This is a genomic window from Allokutzneria sp. A3M-2-11 16, from assembly GCF_024213555.1.
GTDB lineage: Bacteria > Actinomycetota > Actinomycetes > Mycobacteriales > Pseudonocardiaceae > Allokutzneria.
Map to the genome: position 1 here is coordinate 1178899 of NZ_JANAVO010000001.1, position 17184 is coordinate 1196082.

Consider the following 17184-nt stretch of genomic DNA (forward strand, 5'->3'; position numbering starts at 1 on the left):
CGTATACGCGGTGCTACAGCGGTTTTCTGCACCTAGGCATCGTTGCCGACCACCACGCGACGATGCTGTTCCGAAAGCGCAACGTTCCGTACGCGGCCAGCACGGATCGCCAAAAGGGTGCCTACCACCGCGAGCAGGCCGCTGACGCCGACAGCGGCCGCCGGGCCGGAGAGGTCCAGCAGGAACCCGGCCAGCGGCGAGGCCAGCGCCCCGGCGGCCGTGGTCGCGGTGGCCTGCCAGCCGAACGCCTCGGCCAGCCTGCCCTCCGGCACCAGGTCGCCGAGCCAGGTGTTCGCGGTCGCGATGGCGGGCGCGATCGCCAGCCCGGTGATCACCAGCAGCACGCCGAGCAGCCACGGCGACGGGTCCAGCAGCGGCGGCAGGACGAGCGCGATCGCGATCATGCCCGCGCTGAACAGCCCCGCGCGGCGGGCCAGGCTCGGCTCCCCCTTGAACGCGCCCGCGACCAGGCCGCCGATCAGCGAGCCGATCCCCCACACCGTGACCATCACGGCGATCAACGCGGGGGTGCCGCGCTCGTTCGCCCAGTTGATGATCGCGATGTCGGTGACGGTGAAGGCGCCGAGCATGACCGTGGCGACGGCGAGCAGCGGCACCACGCCCCGGTTGCGCAGGATCGAGGTCTTCGCGCTCTGGCTGACCTGGATGGAATCCCGGTCGGGCGTACCGTAGCCGGAGCGGTGCACCGTCAGCGCGAACCCGAACACCCCGACCGCGACCATGGCGGCGCTCAGCACCAGGCCCGCGCGGCCGCCGCTGATGCCCGCGGCGACCGCGATCAGCGTCGGCCCGACCAGGAACGCCAGCTCCTGGACGATGGCCTCGATCGAGAACACCGCGTTGTGCTTGTCCCGGTCGACCGCTCTCGTGCACACCGCGCGCACGATTTGGCCTACCGGCGGCATGAACAGGCCCGTGGCCAACCCGATCACCGGGGCGAGCGGCCACCAGGCCCCGGGTAACGCGGCGAGCGCGAGCAGTCCCGTCGTGTGCAGCGTTCCGCTGACCGCGAGCAGGCGCGGGGCGGACCCGCGGTCGGCAGCCTTGCCGCGCAGCGGTCCGGAGATGCCCTGCCCCAACGTGACCGCGCCGACCACGAGCCCCGCGAGCAGGTAGGAGTCAGTCCACTCCACCATGAGGAAGGTGATCGCGATCGAAATGCCCGCCATGTGCAGACGGCCAACGATCGACCAGCCCAGCAACGCCCGCAGGTGCGGTATTCCGGCGAGGTCTTTGTAGGGGCTGCTCACCCGGACAGTGTCGCCGTGTCACCCGTCCGTGGCGACCCCCTTCGCGAAGGTGCTGTACAAAAGACGGCATTCGGCCGCGGTGATTGCCCAGCTCACTCGATCACGAGACCATGCGCGGCCGCGAAGCTGACCGCGATCTCCAGGTCCACCTTGGTACCGCGCAGATCGGCCTGTACCAAGGCATCCGCCCCGAGTTTGGCCCCGCGCAGATCGGCGTCGGCCAGCCGGGCGTCCAGCAGCCGCGCGCCGGTGAGATCGCACTTGGTCAGGTCCGCCCCGCGCAGGTCGCTCTCGTTGAGGTTGGCCTCGCGCAGCCGCAACCCGGACAGCGAGGAGTCCTTGAGATCGGCTCCGCTGAGCCCGACCAGGGTCAGGTCGGTGTCGTGCAGCTGCCACAGGCGGAGCCTGCAGTCGCCGAACTGGGAGCCGAGCAGCGAGCAGCCGTGCATCTCCGACTCGCTGAGATCGGCGCGGCGGAAGGTGCACTGCCGGAACGCGCTGATGCGGTGCTTGGACTCGGACAGGTCCGCGCCGGTGAAGTCGCACGCGACGAACGTGCAGTTCTTCGTGATCAGCCCGCGCAGGTCCGCGTCCACGAAGGAACAGCGCTCGAAGGCGCAGTCCTCCCACACCTCGTTGGCGAACACGGCGTCGGCGAAATCCTCACCGACCACCGGTGGCACTGATTCCTCGATCACCTCGTCCACCCCACGCACCCTGCCACAGGTGCTCAATCTGCGGGAATGGCCCGTTCCACGAACATCCGGACGAGTTCTCCGAGCTCGTGGCCGTCGAGCACGTCCGGCAGCGTCAGGTGCTCGACGACCAACGCGGTGAGCGAGAAGTACAGCAGCACCACGGAATCCGCGTCCCCCGGCAGCCCGGAACCGGTGTGCTGCGCGATGTTGCCGTCGAGGTTCGCGCGCACGGTCGCGGTCAGCGCGGCGCGCAGCTCCGGCCGCCGCGTCGCCTCCAACCTGAGCTCCTGCAACGCCAGGTAGCCCGTGCGGTCGGCGATGATCCGCTGGACCATCTCGGTCATCAGCCACACCACCGCCTCCCGCGTGCGCGGCGCGAGCATGTTCGCGGACAGCTCGGCGGGCTCCGGGCCGAGCCGCGTGTGGATGCGCCCGCCGACCTGGTTGAACAGGTCCTCGCGGCTGGCGAAGTAGTTGGACGCGGTGCCCTTGGGCACTCCGGCCGCCTCGTCGACGGCGCGGAAGGTCAGCCCTCGCGCGCCCTCCGCCGCCAGCACCTCGATCGCCGCGTCGACCAGCGCGGTTCGCCGTTCGGTGTTCCGTTTCCTAACCACTCTGCCTATAGTACTACACGCATAGTGGTTAGAAGAGAGGGCGGCATGCGCAAGCTGAGCTACTACATCGCGTCCACAGTGGACGGTTGCATCGCGGCACCGGACGGCGCCGCGGACTTCTTCCCTTGGGATGGCGACCACAACGCGGTGATGACCGCTGAGTACCCGGAGACGCTCCCCACCCACGTGGCGGCCGCGGTCGGCCTGCCGACACCGGAACCCAGGCACTTCGACACGGTCGTCATGGGCCGCGGCACCTACGACGTCGTGCTCGAGGAGGGCTTCCCCAGCCCGTACGCACACCTGCGGCAGTACGTGTTCTCCACCGGCCTGGAGCGGCAGCACCCCGATGTGGAGATCGTCTCCGGCGACCCGGTCGCCAAGGTCCGTGAGCTGAAAGCCCAGGAGGGCAAGGGGATCTGGCTCTGCGGCGGGGGAAACCTCGCGGGCGTGCTGCGCGAGGAGATCGACGAGCTGCTGGTGAAGATCTACCCGATCGTCGCGGGCGCGGGCATCCGGCTCTTCGACGGCGAGTTCCGCGCGACCGGCTTCCGGCTCGCCGCGCACCGCGTCTTCGACAGCGGCATGGTGTTCATGACTTACCGCAGGCTATGAGCATTCGCGGGCGCGGTCGAGCAGCAGGTCGCGCTCGCGGGAGTTGCGGGTCAACTCCGCCGCCCGCTCGAACTCCGCCTTGGCCTCGGGCAGTCTGCCGAGCTTGAACAGGAAGTCCCCGCGCACGCTCGGCAGCAGGTGGTAGTTCTTCAGCGCGGGCACGTCCACGAGCTCGTCGACCACCTCAAGTCCGGCGGCGGGGCCGAACGCCATCGAAACCGCGACCGCGCGGTTGAGCTCCACGATCGGCGAGGGCGCGACCTTCGACAGCACCTCGTACAGGCCCGCGATGCGTTCCCAGTCGGTCGCGTCCGCCGTCCGCGCGCGGGCGTGGCAGGCGGCGAGGGCGGCCTGGAGCGCGTAGGGGCCGTGCGCGCCACCGAGCTTCTCCGCCTGTTCGAGCGCGGTGAGCCCTCGGCGGATGAGCAGCTGGTCCCACCGCGAACGGTCCTGCTCCAGCAGCAGGATCGGCTTGCCCGCGGCGTCGGTGCGGGCCCTGGACCGCGATGCCTGGATCTCCATCAACGCGACCAGGCCGTGCACCTCCGGCTCCTTCGGCACGAGCCCGACCAGGACACGGCCCAGGCGCAGCGCCTCCGCGCACAGCTCCGGCCGCAGCCAGTCGTCCCCCGCCGTGGCCGAGTACCCCTCGTTGAAGATCAGGTAGATCACTTCGAGCACCGAGGACAACCGCCGCGCGCGGTCCTCCCCCTGCGGCACCTCGAACGGGACCTTCGCCTTCTCCAGGTTCTTCTTGGCGCGCACGATCCGTTGCGCCACGGTCGATTCCGCGACCAGGAAGGCCCGCGCGATCTCATCGGTGGTCAGCCCGCCGAGCAGGCGCAGCGTCAGCGCCACCCTGGCGTCGGTGGAGAGCACGGGGTGGCAGGCGGTGAACACCAGGCGCAGCAGGTCGTCACCGATCTCCCCGTCCAGCGCGGGGTCGTACTCGAGGTCGACGCCCTCGCCCTCGACCTCAAGGCGATGGCCGATCTCCTCCAGCTTGCGGGCGAAGTTCTCCTTACGCCGCACCAGGTCGATCGCGCGCCGCTTCGCCACGGACATCAGCCAGGCGCCGGGGTTGTTCGGCACCCCCGACTCCGGCCACTGCTCCAAGGCCGCGACCAACGCGTCCTGGGCCAGCTCCTCGGCCAGGCCCACATCGCGGATGAAGCGCGCGAGCCCCGCGATCAGCCGCGCCGACTCGATCCGCCAGACCGCCTCGATCGCCCGGTGCGTCTTGTCCGCCGCCGCAGTCCCAGTACCCGCCACGACGCGCAATCACAGCAGGTCACCCCACCCCCCGCAACCACCCCTGTCCCCCGAACCCGTTTCGTACTCATAGCCGGGAAAGGAGCGCTCCCACATACGGCTATGAGTACGAAACGGGGTACCCCCTGGGGGTTAGAGGTGCTGTTGGGTGGTGACGCGTTCGCGCAGGCGGAGTTCGGCCTCGTGCAGCTCTTCGGAGAGGTGCGGTTCGAAGTCGGCGGGCTCGAACACCGGGCGGATCTCCACCTCGCCCTCCTCGCAGGGCACGCGCTCGACCCAGGCGATGGCCTCGTCCAACGACTTCACGTCGATCAGCCAGAACCCGGCGAGCAGCTCCTCGGTCTCCGCGAAGGGCCCGTCGACCACGGTCCGACGCCCACCACCGAACCGCACCCGCGCACCCTGGGAGCTGGGCTTGAGCCCCTCGCCCGCGAGGAGCACGCCCGCGTTGACCAGCTCCTCGTTGAACCTGCCCATCGCCGCGAACAGCTCCTGGCTGGGCGGCTCACCGGACTCGGACTCGGCGTTCGCCTTCACCATGATCATGAATCGCATCGGTGTCTCCTCTGGTAGCGGTCGTCCCCCTCACCAGAGCGTCGATCGGCGGCCACCCGAATCGACACGACACCAACTCTTCTCCAGAACTTCCTCCGGACCGATTCGCCACCGCGACGCCGGGTCGCAGGTCAGTCGACGGCGACGCGGTGACGAACGAACCCACATCATTTCCGGTCACACTCGCCCCGAGAACCGCCGCCGGAAGCCGTAGTCACCCCGTTGACCACGACACCCCGTCCGGCGACAACCCGCGGGGCGAGTGCCACACCGAACACCCGCTTCCTCTTCCCCGACGAAGGAGCGCCCGCACCCACGAACACACAACGCCGAAAGAAGCCGGTGACCACCACGGCCGATCCCGCATCGTCCGCGACGTTCGTTCGAACACATGTTCGAACGATGGGACTAGTAAACCGGGCTCCGCCGCCCCCGTCAAGTCACTCGGACGAGGGTTCCCACACCATAGAAGAAGGGCCCGACAGCGCCGGGCCCCTCTCACTAAAACCGCAGGTCAGTGCGCGAAGTGCCGGGTCCCGGTGAGGTACATCGTGACCCCGGCCGCCTGAGCCGCCTCGATGACCGCGGAGTCCCGCACAGAGCCACCCGGCTGGACCACCGCGCGCACCCCGGCCCCGGTCAGCACCTCAAGGCCGTCGGGGAACGGGAAGAAGGCGTCGGAGGCCGCGACCGAGCCCTGAGCCCGCTCCCCGGCGCGCGAAACGGCCAGCCGCGCCGCGTCCACCCGGTTGACCTGGCCCATGCCCGCGCCGACCGTGGCACCGCCGCTGGCCAGCAGGATGGCGTTGGACTTCACCGCGCGGCACGCCCGCCAGGCGAACACCAGGTCGGCCATGGTCGCGTCGTCGACCGGCTCTCCGCAGGCGAGCGTCCACTTCGCGGCGGAGTCCCCCTCGGCGTCGATCGCGTCCGCGGCCTGGAGCAGCAGGCCCCCGGAGACCGGGCGCATCTCCAGCCCGCCGCGCACCGGCGGCTCGGCGGTGAGGATGCGGACGTTCTTCTTGCGGGCCAGCACGTCCACCGCGCCGTCGGCGTAGCCGGGGGCGACGATCACCTCGGTGAAGATCTCCGCCACCTGCTCGGCCATCTCCACGGTCACCTCGCGGTTGGCCGCGATCACGCCGCCGAACGCGGAGACCGGGTCGCACGCGTGCGCCTTGCGGTGCGCGTCGGCGATCGCGTCACCATCCACAATGGACACCGCGATGCCACAGGGGTTGGCGTGCTTGATGATCGCGACGCACGGGTCGGAGTGGTCGTGCGCCGAGCGCCACGCGGCGTCCGCGTCCACGTAGTTGTTGTACGACATCTCCTTGCCGTGCAACTGCTTCGCGGTGGCCAGGCCCGCGGCGCCGGGGGTGACGTAGAGCGCGGCGCGCTGGTGCGGGTTCTCGCCGTAGCGCAGCACCGACGAGCGCTCCCACGTCGCGCCCGCCCAGTCCGGGAAACCGGACTCGTCGGCGATCAGCGCGCTGCCCATCCACGAGGCCACCGCGACGTCGTAGCTCGCGGTGTGCCGGAAGGCGGCGACGGCGAGGCCCTGCCGGTCGGCGAGGCTGAACCCACCGCCGCGGACCCGCTCCAGCACCCAGTCGTAGCGCGCCGGGTCGACCACCACCGCGACGTTGGCGTGGTTCTTCGCCGAGGCGCGGACCATCGCCGGGCCGCCGATGTCGATCTGCTCGACGCACTCGTCGGGCGCGGCGCCGGAGGCCACCGTCTCCCGGAACGGGTACAGGTTCACCACGAGCAGGTCGAAGGGAGCGATCTCCATCCGCTCCAGCTGCTCGACGTGCTCGGGGCGGCGGACGTCGGCGAGCAGGCCCGCGTGCACCCCCGGGTGCAGCGTCTTGACCCGGCCGTCGAGGCACTCGGGGAACCCGGTGACCCGCTCGACCGGGGTGACCGGGATGCCCGCGGCGGCGATGGCCTTCGCGGTCCCCCCGGTGGAGACCAGCTCGACCCCGGCCTCGTGCAGCCCGGTGGCCAGCTCGACCAGCCCGGCCTTGTCGGACACGCCCAGCAGCGCCCTGCGGACCGGCCGCAGGCCATCTGATGCGGTCACGGAATGTTCACCTCTCGTCCGGTTACGGTGCAACCCTTGCGCGCGAGCTCGGCCAGGACGTCGACCAGCATCCGCCGCTCGACCTCCTTGATCCGCTCGTGCAGGTCTGTCTCGGTCTCGCCGGGCAGCACGGCGACCGCCTCCTGGGCGAGGATCGGCCCGGTGTCCACGCCCGCGTCGACCAGGTGCACGGTGCAGCCGGTGACCTTGACGCCGTAGGCGATGGCGTCGGCGACGGCGTGCGCCCCGGGGAAAGCGGGCAGCAGCGCGGGATGCGTGTTGATCACCCGTCCGCCGAAGCGCTCCAGCACCGCGGGCCCGAGGATCTTCATGAACCCGGCGGAGACCACCAGGTCGGGCTCGTGCGCGGCGATCTCCTCGGCCAGCGCGCGGTCCCACGCGGCCCGGTCGGCGTGGTCGCGCAGCCGGACGGTGAAGCCGGGAACACCGTGGCGGCGCGCCCTGGCAAGCCCCTCGATACCGGTGCGGTCCGCGCCGACCGCGACGACGGTTGCCGGGTAGTCCCCGGCTCCGACCGCGTCCAGCAGCGCCTGGAGCAGGGTGCCCGAACCGGACACGAGGGCAACGATGCGGGCGGGTACCGGCACGCTCAGCCGCTGCGCGAGCGGCGTCACGTCCGGGTGCGATGGGCTCAGCGTCGTCTCCTGGCAAGCCGGATCAGGGGCGTGACCAGCGTAGTTCCTGCGGTGTGGATCACTTCCGGCAGGGCGGTGGGCTCAGGGGCGCTTCGCGGGCGGTTCCGGGTCCTCGTCGTCGTCGATCGTCAGCTCCTCGCCGAGCTCCTCGGCCAGTTCCCGCGCCAGCCGGTCGTCCTCGTCCTCGAACTGCTCCGGCAACGGCTCGAACCGGTAGCCCTCGCCCTCGGCTTCCTCGTAGTCCTCGAAGTCCTCGAAGTCGTCAACGTCCACTTCGGACACTTCAGGCACTTCGGGTTGTTCGGCCGCTTCGGCGACGTCCTCTTCCGGTGCGGTCTCGTCCTCGGTTTCCTCTGCGGGCTCAGCCTCTTCGGCGTCCTCCGCGCCCTCGTCGAGAACAGCCTCTTCGAGAACGGTGTCCTCGGCGTCGGTCTCGTCCGATTCCTGGTCCGCTTCCTCGGCTTCCGGCTCCGCAGAGGGCTTCGGCGCGAACACCCACGCCACCAGGGCTCCTGGCACCAGCACCCATCCTGCCGCGGCCAGCACGATCTTCCCCGCCTGCACCGTCACCGGGTCGAACGGCCCGCCACCGAGCCGACCACCGGCGAGGAAGGCCAGCGCGAACAACGCCAGCCCGATCAGCGCGGCGGCCACCGCGACGGCCTTCACGCGCTCGACCGGCTCCGGCGAACAGGTCCGGCAGCACCAGCCGACGAGCACCCCGACCAGCAACGGCAGCACGAACACCGCCAGCCACCACCGGCTGGCGACCGGCGGCAGCGCGGCGAGCAGCGGCACCGAGGGCACCGGGGCCAGCGCCATGCCGATCGGCGCGATCACCGCTTTGCCCACCGCGAAGCCGGACCCGAGCGCGAAGGAGGTCCCGGCGACCACGATGTTGGGCAGATAAGCCAGGCACAGCAACGCGATGCCGAAGAACTCGGCGATGCCCTGGCCGGTGTCCATGAACATCCCCGCCACCCTGGGCAGGGCCACCAGCAACCCGACGCTGAACAGCAGCGCGCCGACCGCGAGGAGGGCGACGACGCCGAGCACGCCGACGTAGAGGCCGCGCCGGATCGGCACCTCCAGCCCGCCGATCAGCTCGGCCAGACCGCACGTCTCGGCGAGCGCGATCGTCGCCGCGACCCCGGAAACCAGTGCGGCGCCGACGAAAGCGGTGGTCGGGGTGGCGACCGCCGCGCCTTCGGGCTGCACCGCGGCGAGCACGGCGGCGAAAACCCCGTGCGCCGCGGCGATCGTGCCGATGAGCTGTTGCGTCGGGCCGGGGGTGCGCAACCGCATCCGGCGCGCCGAAGCCCTGGCCGAACGCGCCACCAGCAACGCCGCGACCAGGGTGAGCAGCAGGGGCAGCACGCCGAGCGGGGCGCCGCGCAGGGTCACCGGCACCTGGTACGCGGCCAGCCACAGCCAGCGGGCCGAGGCCAGCACCTCGGGAACGGAGAAGACGGCGAGCGGGGCGGACCCCAGCACCACGGCGGACACGCTCGCCGCAGCGAGGAACCCGAGCACCAACGGACCGAGCGCGGCTACTACGAGTAACCGCATCCGCAGGCCCCGGGGAGCCGCCCGAGGCCGCACGACCACCTCGTCTACCCCCTGGTCAGTAGGTTGAGCTGTGGTCATGCGGGCACATTCGCACCGGCAAGCCGCCGTACGGGTGAGGCACGCCGCGTGACCAGGCTCGGAAAAGCCGTCAGGGTGACACCGCGATCGCGATGTCACCCCGACGAGAGGTACTGCTCTATTTGATCAGTATCAGCTTTGCTGGAAGCCACCGGGCGGCGTTCCCGGCTGACCGAACTGCTGGGTCTGCTGCGGCTGCTGGGGCTGCTGCGGGTAGCCCTGCTGCGGGAACTGGCCGGGCTGCTGGCCGTACGGCTGCGGGAATCCGCCGGAGGCGGGGTTCCAGCCACCGGGCGGACCGTACTGCGGCTTCGGCTGGAGCTTGATGACCTCGATGTCGGCGAGCAGGGCCACCACGACCGCGCCTGCCTGGAGCAGCGAGACGATGAAGATCACGACGAACATGCCGGTGATGGTGGAGGCCGTGATCATGGTCTGCAGCATCCCCAGCGCGGCCACCACGGAGAGCGGGACCGCGGCCCAGAGCAGCTTGGGCGCCTTGGGCAGCACCGAGAAACCGGCGAGGACGGCACCGCCGAGCAGGTACGCCGAGCTGCCCGCACCTCGGGCGTCGGCGGCGAACCCGCAGAGGAACGCGACGAGACCGAGGCCCGCGGCGACCAGCGAGAGGATGAAGGTGAGGTTCGGGGCGTTGCCCGGCTGCCCGGGCACCCCGGGCTGCTGGGGATGTGGCTGGGGCGCGCCATAGGGCACGGACATGCTGGGTCTCCTCCTCGAACGAGGCGGCCACTGTGGACGCTTGAGGGTTGTGGCAGCGGAACGCTAGCCGATACCGCCGTTGGGACGACATCCGACACCCGGGGGTTCCCCCGGTACGTCGAACACGATCGAGTCAATCACTCCCGCTGAGTGACGACAGAAGCCGGGTGACCCCAACGGGTCACCCGGCTTCGTGGCCGACGTGTGGAACGGGCGTCAGCCCAGCGACTTCATGATCTCGCGCATCAGACCGGCGGTCTCGGACGGCGTCTTGCCGACCTTCACGCCCGCGGCCTCCAGGGCCTCCTTCTTCGCGGCCGCGGTGCCGGAGGAGCCCGACACGATCGCGCCCGCGTGGCCCATCGTCTTGCCCTCGGGGGCGGTGAAGCCCGCGACGTAGCCGACGACCGGCTTGGTGATGTGCTCGGAGATGTAGGCGGCGGCGCGCTCCTCCGCGTCACCACCGATCTCCCCGATCATCACGATGGCCACCGTCTCCGGGTCGTCCTGGAACGCCTGGAGGCAGTCGATGTGCGTGGTGCCGATGACCGGGTCGCCGCCGATGCCGACCGCGGTGGAGAAGCCGAACTCCCGCAGCTCGAACATCATCTGGTAGGTCAGCGTGCCGGACTTGGACACCAGGCCGATCTTGCCGGCGTCGCTGATGTCCGCTGGGATGATGCCCGCGTTGGACTTGCCGGGGCTGATCACGCCGGGGCAGTTCGGCCCGATGATCCGGGTCTTGTTGCCCTTCGCGCAGGCGTGCGCCCAGAAGTAGGCGGTGTCGTGCACCGGGATGCCCTCGGTGATGACCACGGCCAGGCCGATACCGGCGTCGATCGCCTCGATCGCGGCGTCCTTGGCGAACTTCGGCGGCACGAAGATCACGGTGACGTCGGCGCCGGTGGTCTCCATGGCCTCGGCGACCGAGCCGAACACCGGAACGACGGTCCCGTCGAAGTCGACCTTCTCGCCGGCCTTGCGCGGGTTCACGCCGCCGACGATGTTCGCGCCGGAGGCCAGCATCCGCTTGGTGTGCTTGGTGCCCTCGGAGCCGGTCATGCCCTGGACGATGATCTTGCTGTTCTCAGTGAGGAAGATAGCCATCTTCTTGTGTCACTTCCCCGCGGCAGCGAGTTCGGCGGCGCGGTCGGCCGCGTTGTCCATCGTGTCCACCACGGTGACGAGCGGGTGGTTCGCCTCGGCGAGGATGCGGCGACCCTCGACGACGTTGTTGCCGTCCAGGCGGACGACCAGCGGCTTGGTGGCCTCGGAACCGAGGATCTCCAGCGCCTTCACGATGCCGTTGGCGACCGCGTCGCAGGCGGTGATGCCGCCGAAGACGTTGACGAAGACACTGCGCACGGCCGGGTCGGACAGGATGATCTCCAGCCCGTTCGCCATCACCTCGGCGGAGGCACCGCCACCGATGTCGAGGAAGTTGGCGGGCTTGACGCCGCCGTGCTTCTCGCCCGCGTAGGCGACGACGTCCAAAGTGGACATCACGAGACCGGCGCCGTTGCCGATGATGCCGACCTCGCCGTCGAGCTTGACGTAGTTGAGGTCCTTGGCCTTGGCCGCGGCCTCCAGCGGGTTCTCCGCGGCCTTGTCGACCAGCTCGGCGTGCGCCGGGTGGCGGAAGCCCGCGTTCTCGTCGAGGGTGACCTTGCCGTCCAGCGCGACGATCTTGCCCTGCGGGTCGCGCACGAGCGGGTTGACCTCGACCAGCGTGGCGTCCTCGGAGACGAAGGTCTCCCAGAGCTTCACGATGACGTCGGCGACCTGGTCGGCGACCTCGGCGGGGAACTTCGCGGCGGCGACGATCTCGTTGGCCTTGGCCAGGTCCACGCCGGCGATCGGGTCGATTGCGATCTTGGCGAGCGCCTCCGGCTTGGAGACGGCCACCTCCTCGATGTCCATGCCGCCCTCGACGGAGGCCATCGCCAGGAAGGTGCGGTTGGAGCGGTCCAACAGGAAGGAGAAGTAGTACTCCTCCGCGATGTCGGACGCCGGGGTCACCAGCACGCGGTGCACGATGTGACCCTTGATGTCCAGGCCGAGGATGTCCTCGGCCTTGCTCTTGGTCTCGGCGGAGTCCTTCGCCAGCTTCACGCCACCGGCCTTGCCGCGGCCGCCGGTCTTCACCTGGGCCTTGACCACGACCGCGACGCCGTACTCGGCGGCGATCGCTTCTGCCTCATCCGGGGTGGTGGCCACGGCGCCCGGCAACACCGGGACCCCGTGGGCGGCGAAGAGGTCCTTCGCCTGGTACTCGTACAGGTCCACTCAGAGTCTCCTGATCTCGCCAACGACACCGCTGTCGGACCGGGTGACCCTATCGACCTGCTCATAAGCAATCGCGCCCGCATACGGTGAAGTCGGTCACCGCGCGGCGAATTGCCAGGAATCGCGTGCTCACTGAGACGAAGGCAACGCCCGGGAATCGTTCAAGTAGTCCGCTCGGCGTCGCTGCGCGGGGTGCGGGCACCCGTGAGCGATTCCACAATTTCGGCGGGCTTCGCCTCAGGCCGGAAGATCACGACGTCCTCCGCCCCCTGTGCCGCAAGCAGTTCACCGATCTCGGCCGGTGCGTCCCGGATCGCGACGGCGTCGGCGTCCTCCTGCACGACGACGGCGGCGACCTGCGCCGGGTCGCCCGGCGCTCCGATGTGGACGACCTCGATCCCCGCGTCCCGCAGCGCCCTCGCGAGCGCGTCGGCGTCCCCGTCCGGGCCGCCGGCGATCACCACTCGGGTCATCCGGTGGCCTTTTCCTTTCGGGACAAGGCAATTCCGGCCGCGATGAGCAGCACCACGAAGCCACCGACGGCGAACCACATTCCGGAAGCGACCGCCGCCCCCTCGACCCGCTGCATCGTCAACGGCAGCTCGGCCGCGCGCAGTCCCACCACAAATGCGGCGCCGAGCAACAGGGCCGCGGCGCGGCGCGGGCGGCAGAACAACGACAGCGCGCTCGCGGCGACAACGGTCAGCATCGCGACGAGCACGCCCCACGAAGAGATGCGGAGCGGGGAAAGCAGTCCGGGAGCGATGAAGTCGGGTGCGGACAGCACGGGCACCACGTAGGCCGCCGCGCACAGGGCCACCGCGAGGCCGACCGGGCCGAACAAGGCGTCGTTGCGGATCGGCTCGCTGAGGTCGACCTCGTCCCGCTCGACGCCGCCCGCGAGCCCGGCGGCGGCTCCAGCACCCAGCGCCAGCGCCACCGCGGCGATCAGCGCCCAGGTGCCCGACCCGACCTCCACCCCGGCGACCCCGACCGCGCCCACGACGACGTCCAGCGCGATGGCCGCGGCGAACACGACACCGGCCCAGGCGACGGCGAGCGCGGGCCGCAGCGTGCTCGCGAGACCGCGGACGGCCATCGTCAGGCCCAGTACGAGAAGGGCGAGCCCGGCGGGCAGGAGCATCCGCGCCGGGTAGTTCACCAGGCTCGGCAGGTCTGGCGGCACGTCGACAGTGGCGAGCAGCGCGCCCGCGATCGAGGCCAGCCCGGAGAGCACGGCGAGGACACCCGCCACCATCTGCAACCGCTCCTGGCCCGGCAGCTCGACGTCGTCGCCTCCCACCGCGGCCTCCCGCCCGCGTCCGGCGGGGACGGCCAGCACCGCGAGCACCGCCGCACCGCCCAGCACGACCAGCGGCCCCCACGTGATGAAGAACTGGTCCGAGACCGTTGCCGAGGCGATCGGCGGTACGACCAGGCCGAGCACGGCGAGCACCAGGCCGACCAGTCCCCCGCGCGCGGCCTCGGGCTCGGCGGAACTGATGGCCAGCGCGGCCGAGACGGGAACGGCGACCGCGATCAGGAGCACGCCGACCATCACCCACGGCGGCGCGTCCAGCACCGCGGTCGGCCGGAGATAGGGATCGGTCGAGCGGAACGGCGCGGCCGTGAGGCCGACCGAGACCAGCACGCCGACGCAGAGCGTGAAGGCGAACAGCCCGTACTTGGGCTCACCGCCGTCACCGGCCCTGGCCAGCGACCGCGCGGCGAAGACCCCGGCGACGACGGAGATGGCGTGCCCGGCCAGCAGGGCGATCAGACCCGGCCCCGCCGCCAGCACGTTGAGACTGTGCGGCAGCAGCAGCTCCGGCCGGGCGGCGAGGCTGGCCTCGTCCAGCAGCTGGAGGTCGATGGCCGCGCGGCCGGGAGCGAGCAGCGCGGGCGGGATGAGTATCCCGGCGGCCAGCGCCACGCGACCGCGGGAGCGGGCGACCAGCGCGGCGACCGCGGACAGCGCCGCGAGCAGGCCCAGCAGTGGCCAGGACGTGAAAGCGGCGGGCTCGGCCGGTGCCGTCACGCCGAGCACCGGAGCCGCCGCGGCGGCGACCGCGCCCAGCGCGGACAGGACGATCGCCGCGGTCAGCGGCGGGAAGGCCGCATCGGGACCGGGAGCCCGCGAAGGACTGCGATCCGCCGGGGCGGAAGCTGAGGTGGATGGCCGCGCGGTCACCGCGACCACGCTAGCGAAGTGCGGTGCCGGGAGCAGTACGGCGCATCTTTTTCGCGGTAAAGGGGTAACAGCGAAAAAGAAACCAATGTACCGACGCGCGAGTGGCGTAGATCACCTACCGTCACTCCATGGGGAAGATCGCGAGGTCCGACGTGCAGGAGCTGGGGGAACACCTCCTCGGCCACGCACGCCGAGCCGCGGCACTCGCGGAGACCGCCAAGGCGGTCGGCGAGGGCGTCGGCGTGGTGCTGCGCGGCATGGCCAGCCTCGGCGGGCTGCGCGGTGCCGCGGTGGAGGCCACCTGGCTCGCCGCGCACGCCGTCCTCTACCCCTGGGGCGCCATCACGGAGAAGCTGCGCCCCGGCGGCCACTACGACCGCTACCGGACCGACGACCTGGCGCCCGCGCAGCGCGGCCTCGTCGTCTCCAACCTGGAGTGCGCGGGCACCCCCGTCGTCCTGGTGCACGGCATCGGCGACAACCGCTCGATCTTCACCGTTCTCTCCAGCGCGCTGCGCAGGCGCGGCTTCGGCGTGGTGCACGCCGTGAACTACAGCGTCCTGACGGCGGTCACCGGGGACATCAGGACCGCGGCCGCCGAACTCGGCGCGCACGTCGAGCGGGTCTGCGAGGAGACCGGCTCCGACTCGGTGCACGTGGTCGGCCACTCGCTGGGCGGGATCATCGCCAGGTACTACGTGCAGCGGCAGGGCGGCGACGAGCGGGTGCGCACGCTCATCACGCTCGGCACCCCGCACAGCGGCACGCTGTCCGCCTACCTGCTGCCGACCAGGCTGGTCCGCGAGCTCCGGCCCGGCTCCGAGCTGATGACCGAGCTGGCGCTGCCCGCCCCCGGCTGCCGCACCCGGTTCGTGGTGCTCTGGAGCGAACTGGACGAAGTGGTGATTCCGCAGGTCAACGCCCGTTTACGGCATGACGACCTCGACGTCGAGGAGCACCGGCTCCGTGACGTAGGACACCTTTCGCTGCCCATCGCGCGTCGCTCCGTGCACACGGTGCTCACCGCTCTCACGCAGTTGGAGTACAGACGCCCGACCCATCCGTACGTTGCTTGTGATCTGGATCACATGTCGGAAGATACGCTCCGTTATCGCAGCGGGTCACACTCGTCCGCCTGAGCGGCCGAACGGCAGATAACCCGATCAGGGATTTGCCCGTAGGGGTGCCCCTTGGCTACTGTCGCCGCCGTCCGTTGTCACGGTCCGGTTACAAACCAGGACGCTGAGTCGGTTCCCATCGACTCGCCGGGATCCCCCGCCCGGAATGTCCGCCCGGACTCCCCGAAGACGGAAGGGCAGGCCTTGGCGCAACACCGCACCCCCGGCGGCAGTCAATCCTCCCCGGCACTCGCAGAAGCGTTGTCGCAGACGGGTTCACGGCCCAGAGGAGCCCACCGGCTCCCGCCGCCGCCGTCCGCACTTCGCGGCAGGGTCGTCGTAGCGGCCGTCGCTGCTGGCGCGTTCGTCGCCGCCGGCGCCGGTCAGACCCTCGCGCCGGGCGGGAACACTGCTTCCGCGTCAGACGAAGTGGCTCCACTGGCATCCGGTCGTAGCGCCGTCGCGGCGTTCGGCATGGGCGGCACTGCCCCCTCTCCCGACGTCATCCCGCTGTCCTCGCAGACCTCCGACCCCTCGCTCGAGGTCGAGAAGCTGGCCAAGAGCCAGCAGCTGAAGGCGGAACTGGCCAAGCGCGCCGAGCAGGAGGCGGAGCGCAACCGGGTCAAGTTCGTCAAGCCGACCACCGGCACCTTCACCTCCGGGTACGGCGCCCGCTGGGGCGCGACCCACTACGGCCTGGACATCGCCAACCGCATCGGCACCCCGATCTACTCGGTGGCCGACGGCACGATCGTCGCCGCGGGCCCCGCGAGCGGCTTCGGCCTCTGGGTGAAGGTCCTGCACCACGACGGCACCACGACCGTGTACGGCCACGTGGACCGCATCCTGGTGAAGGAAGGCAAGAAGGTGAAGGCGGGCGAGCAGATCGCCACCATGGGCAACCGTGGTTTCTCCACCGGCCCGCACCTGCACTTCGAGGTCTGGAACTCCGGCGGGCGCAAGATCAACCCGCTGCCCTGGCTGAACGAGCGCGGCGTCTTCGTCCGCTAGAAGCGGGCACGCACGACTGCACGACTGGCAGGCGAGTGCTCGCGAAGAGCGCTCGCCTCGTCGTGCGTTGACGATGTTGGGGGAGCGACTCCCCCAAGCCCCCTACGGTGCGAGCTTCTGCTGATCCAGCGGGGTTCCGCTTCCCAGTGACCAGCGCAGGCTTACTGCCTCGTACCGCTCTCCGTGCTCGCAGCGGGTGTCCGCGTCCGGCGAATCACATCGCCGGGTGTGCCCCCGACCGCACACCCGGCTTTGTGTGTCGCAACCCGTGCGGGGGTCGATCCCCTGATATCCCGCGCCGCGGCGCGGGAAACCTGATGGGGAGACATGTCACCCCATCCAGCGATGCGACTCGGATCGCGGGCTGAGCGCCCCGCTGAGCGGAGATCCCCCCACCCCCGCCGCTCCACGTGACAATCCGGGCAACACGCGGCAGCGTTGAAG

Annotated in this window: 16 protein-coding genes; 3 read left to right on the forward strand and 13 right to left on the reverse strand. The window is 70.6% G+C overall.

Translation table 11 applies throughout. The features are described 5' to 3' along the window. Positions 1-32: 32 nt before the first annotated feature. The 3 genes from NLX83_RS41760 to NLX83_RS05850 form a co-directional block, all read right to left on the reverse strand. Positions 33-1271, reverse strand: a complete 1239-nt coding sequence (locus tag NLX83_RS41760; protein ID WP_254233831.1) for an MFS transporter — start codon at positions 1269-1271, stop codon at positions 33-35. Between the two features lie 92 nt (positions 1272-1363). Then, the gene (locus NLX83_RS05845; protein WP_254233832.1) at positions 1364-1978 is read right to left on the reverse strand and encodes a pentapeptide repeat-containing protein; all 615 of its coding nucleotides are present in this window, start codon (positions 1976-1978) and stop codon (positions 1364-1366) included. 23 nt (positions 1979-2001) lie between these two features. After that, the gene (locus tag NLX83_RS05850; RefSeq protein ID WP_254233833.1) at positions 2002-2583 is read right to left on the reverse strand and encodes a TetR/AcrR family transcriptional regulator; all 582 of its coding nucleotides are present in this window, start codon (positions 2581-2583) and stop codon (positions 2002-2004) included. A gap of 45 nt (positions 2584-2628) precedes the next feature. Here NLX83_RS05850 and NLX83_RS05855 point away from each other — a divergent pair, with 45 nt between their 5' ends. Continuing rightward, the gene (locus NLX83_RS05855) at positions 2629-3198 is read left to right on the forward strand and encodes a dihydrofolate reductase family protein (protein WP_254233834.1); all 570 of its coding nucleotides are present in this window, start codon (positions 2629-2631) and stop codon (positions 3196-3198) included. Here the strand turns inward: NLX83_RS05855 and NLX83_RS05860 are convergent. The 10 genes from NLX83_RS05860 to NLX83_RS05905 form a co-directional block, all read right to left on the reverse strand. Next, entirely contained in the window at positions 3193-4470 is a 1278-nt protein-coding gene (locus NLX83_RS05860; RefSeq protein WP_254233835.1) for an RNA polymerase sigma factor, read from the reverse strand. The genes NLX83_RS05855 and NLX83_RS05860 overlap by 6 nt on opposite strands. Positions 4471-4602: 132 nt before the next feature. Beyond that, on the reverse strand, positions 4603-5025 hold the full coding sequence (locus NLX83_RS05865; protein ID WP_254233836.1) for a YciI family protein: 423 nt from the start codon (positions 5023-5025) through the stop codon (positions 4603-4605). Between the two features lie 514 nt (positions 5026-5539). Continuing rightward, the gene (purH, locus tag NLX83_RS05870; protein ID WP_254233837.1) at positions 5540-7111 is read right to left on the reverse strand and encodes a bifunctional phosphoribosylaminoimidazolecarboxamide formyltransferase/IMP cyclohydrolase; all 1572 of its coding nucleotides are present in this window, start codon (positions 7109-7111) and stop codon (positions 5540-5542) included. After that, positions 7108-7725 carry a phosphoribosylglycinamide formyltransferase gene (gene purN / locus NLX83_RS05875; RefSeq protein ID WP_254236098.1) on the reverse strand — a complete coding sequence of 206 codons (618 nt, stop codon included), beginning with the start codon at positions 7723-7725 and terminating at the stop codon, positions 7108-7110. The genes purH and purN overlap by 4 nt, the downstream gene beginning before the upstream one ends. A gap of 123 nt (positions 7726-7848) precedes the next feature. Then, entirely contained in the window at positions 7849-9414 is a 1566-nt protein-coding gene (locus tag NLX83_RS05880; protein WP_254233838.1) for a cell division protein PerM, read from the reverse strand. A 132-nt stretch (positions 9415-9546) separates the two neighbouring features. Then, positions 9547-10134, reverse strand: coding sequence for a DUF5336 domain-containing protein (locus tag NLX83_RS05885; protein WP_254233839.1), 588 nt, complete (start codon positions 10132-10134; stop codon positions 9547-9549). A gap of 216 nt (positions 10135-10350) precedes the next feature. Then, positions 10351-11241, reverse strand: a complete 891-nt coding sequence (sucD, locus tag NLX83_RS05890) for a succinate--CoA ligase subunit alpha (RefSeq protein ID WP_254233840.1) — start codon at positions 11239-11241, stop codon at positions 10351-10353. 9 nt (positions 11242-11250) lie between these two features. Next, a complete protein-coding gene (sucC, locus tag NLX83_RS05895; RefSeq protein ID WP_254233841.1) occupies positions 11251-12420 on the reverse strand; it encodes an ADP-forming succinate--CoA ligase subunit beta in 1170 nt (389 codons plus the stop codon). Positions 12421-12581: 161 nt separating this feature from the next. Further along, positions 12582-12893, reverse strand: a complete 312-nt coding sequence (locus NLX83_RS05900) for a hypothetical protein (protein ID WP_254233842.1) — start codon at positions 12891-12893, stop codon at positions 12582-12584. After that, a complete protein-coding gene (locus tag NLX83_RS05905; RefSeq protein WP_254233843.1) occupies positions 12890-14611 on the reverse strand; it encodes a hypothetical protein in 1722 nt (573 codons plus the stop codon). Before NLX83_RS05905 ends, NLX83_RS05900 begins: the two co-directional genes overlap by 4 nt. Before the next feature lie 128 nt (positions 14612-14739). Here NLX83_RS05905 and NLX83_RS05910 point away from each other — a divergent pair, with 128 nt between their 5' ends. Beyond that, positions 14740-15750: an esterase/lipase family protein gene (locus NLX83_RS05910; RefSeq protein ID WP_254233844.1), complete on the forward strand. Its 1011-nt coding sequence runs from the start codon at positions 14740-14742 to the stop codon at positions 15748-15750. Positions 15751-16203: 453 nt separating this feature from the next. Next, entirely contained in the window at positions 16204-16740 is a 537-nt protein-coding gene (locus tag NLX83_RS05915; protein WP_308209275.1) for a M23 family metallopeptidase, read from the forward strand. Positions 16741-17184 lie beyond the last annotated feature (444 nt).

What these genes read in the sequence shown, in the direction of transcription:
- NLX83_RS05855 (WP_254233834.1), top strand. Translation starts at nt 2,629, where the DNA reads ATGCGCAAGCTGAGCTACTACATCGCGTCCACAGTGGACGGTTGCATC.
- NLX83_RS05865 (WP_254233836.1), bottom strand. Translation starts at nt 5,025, where the DNA reads ATGCGATTCATGATCATGGTGAAGGCGAACGCCGAGTCCGAGTCCGGT.
- NLX83_RS05880 (WP_254233838.1), bottom strand. Translation starts at nt 9,414, where the DNA reads ATGACCACAGCTCAACCTACTGACCAGGGGGTAGACGAGGTGGTCGTG.
- NLX83_RS05885 (WP_254233839.1), bottom strand. Translation starts at nt 10,134, where the DNA reads ATGTCCGTGCCCTATGGCGCGCCCCAGCCACATCCCCAGCAGCCCGGG.
- sucD (WP_254233840.1), bottom strand. Translation starts at nt 11,241, where the DNA reads ATGGCTATCTTCCTCACTGAGAACAGCAAGATCATCGTCCAGGGCATG.
- NLX83_RS05900 (WP_254233842.1), bottom strand. Translation starts at nt 12,893, where the DNA reads ATGACCCGAGTGGTGATCGCCGGCGGCCCGGACGGGGACGCCGACGCG.
- NLX83_RS05910 (WP_254233844.1), top strand. Translation starts at nt 14,740, where the DNA reads ATGGGGAAGATCGCGAGGTCCGACGTGCAGGAGCTGGGGGAACACCTC.
- NLX83_RS05915 (WP_308209275.1), top strand. Translation starts at nt 16,204, where the DNA reads ATGGGCGGCACTGCCCCCTCTCCCGACGTCATCCCGCTGTCCTCGCAG.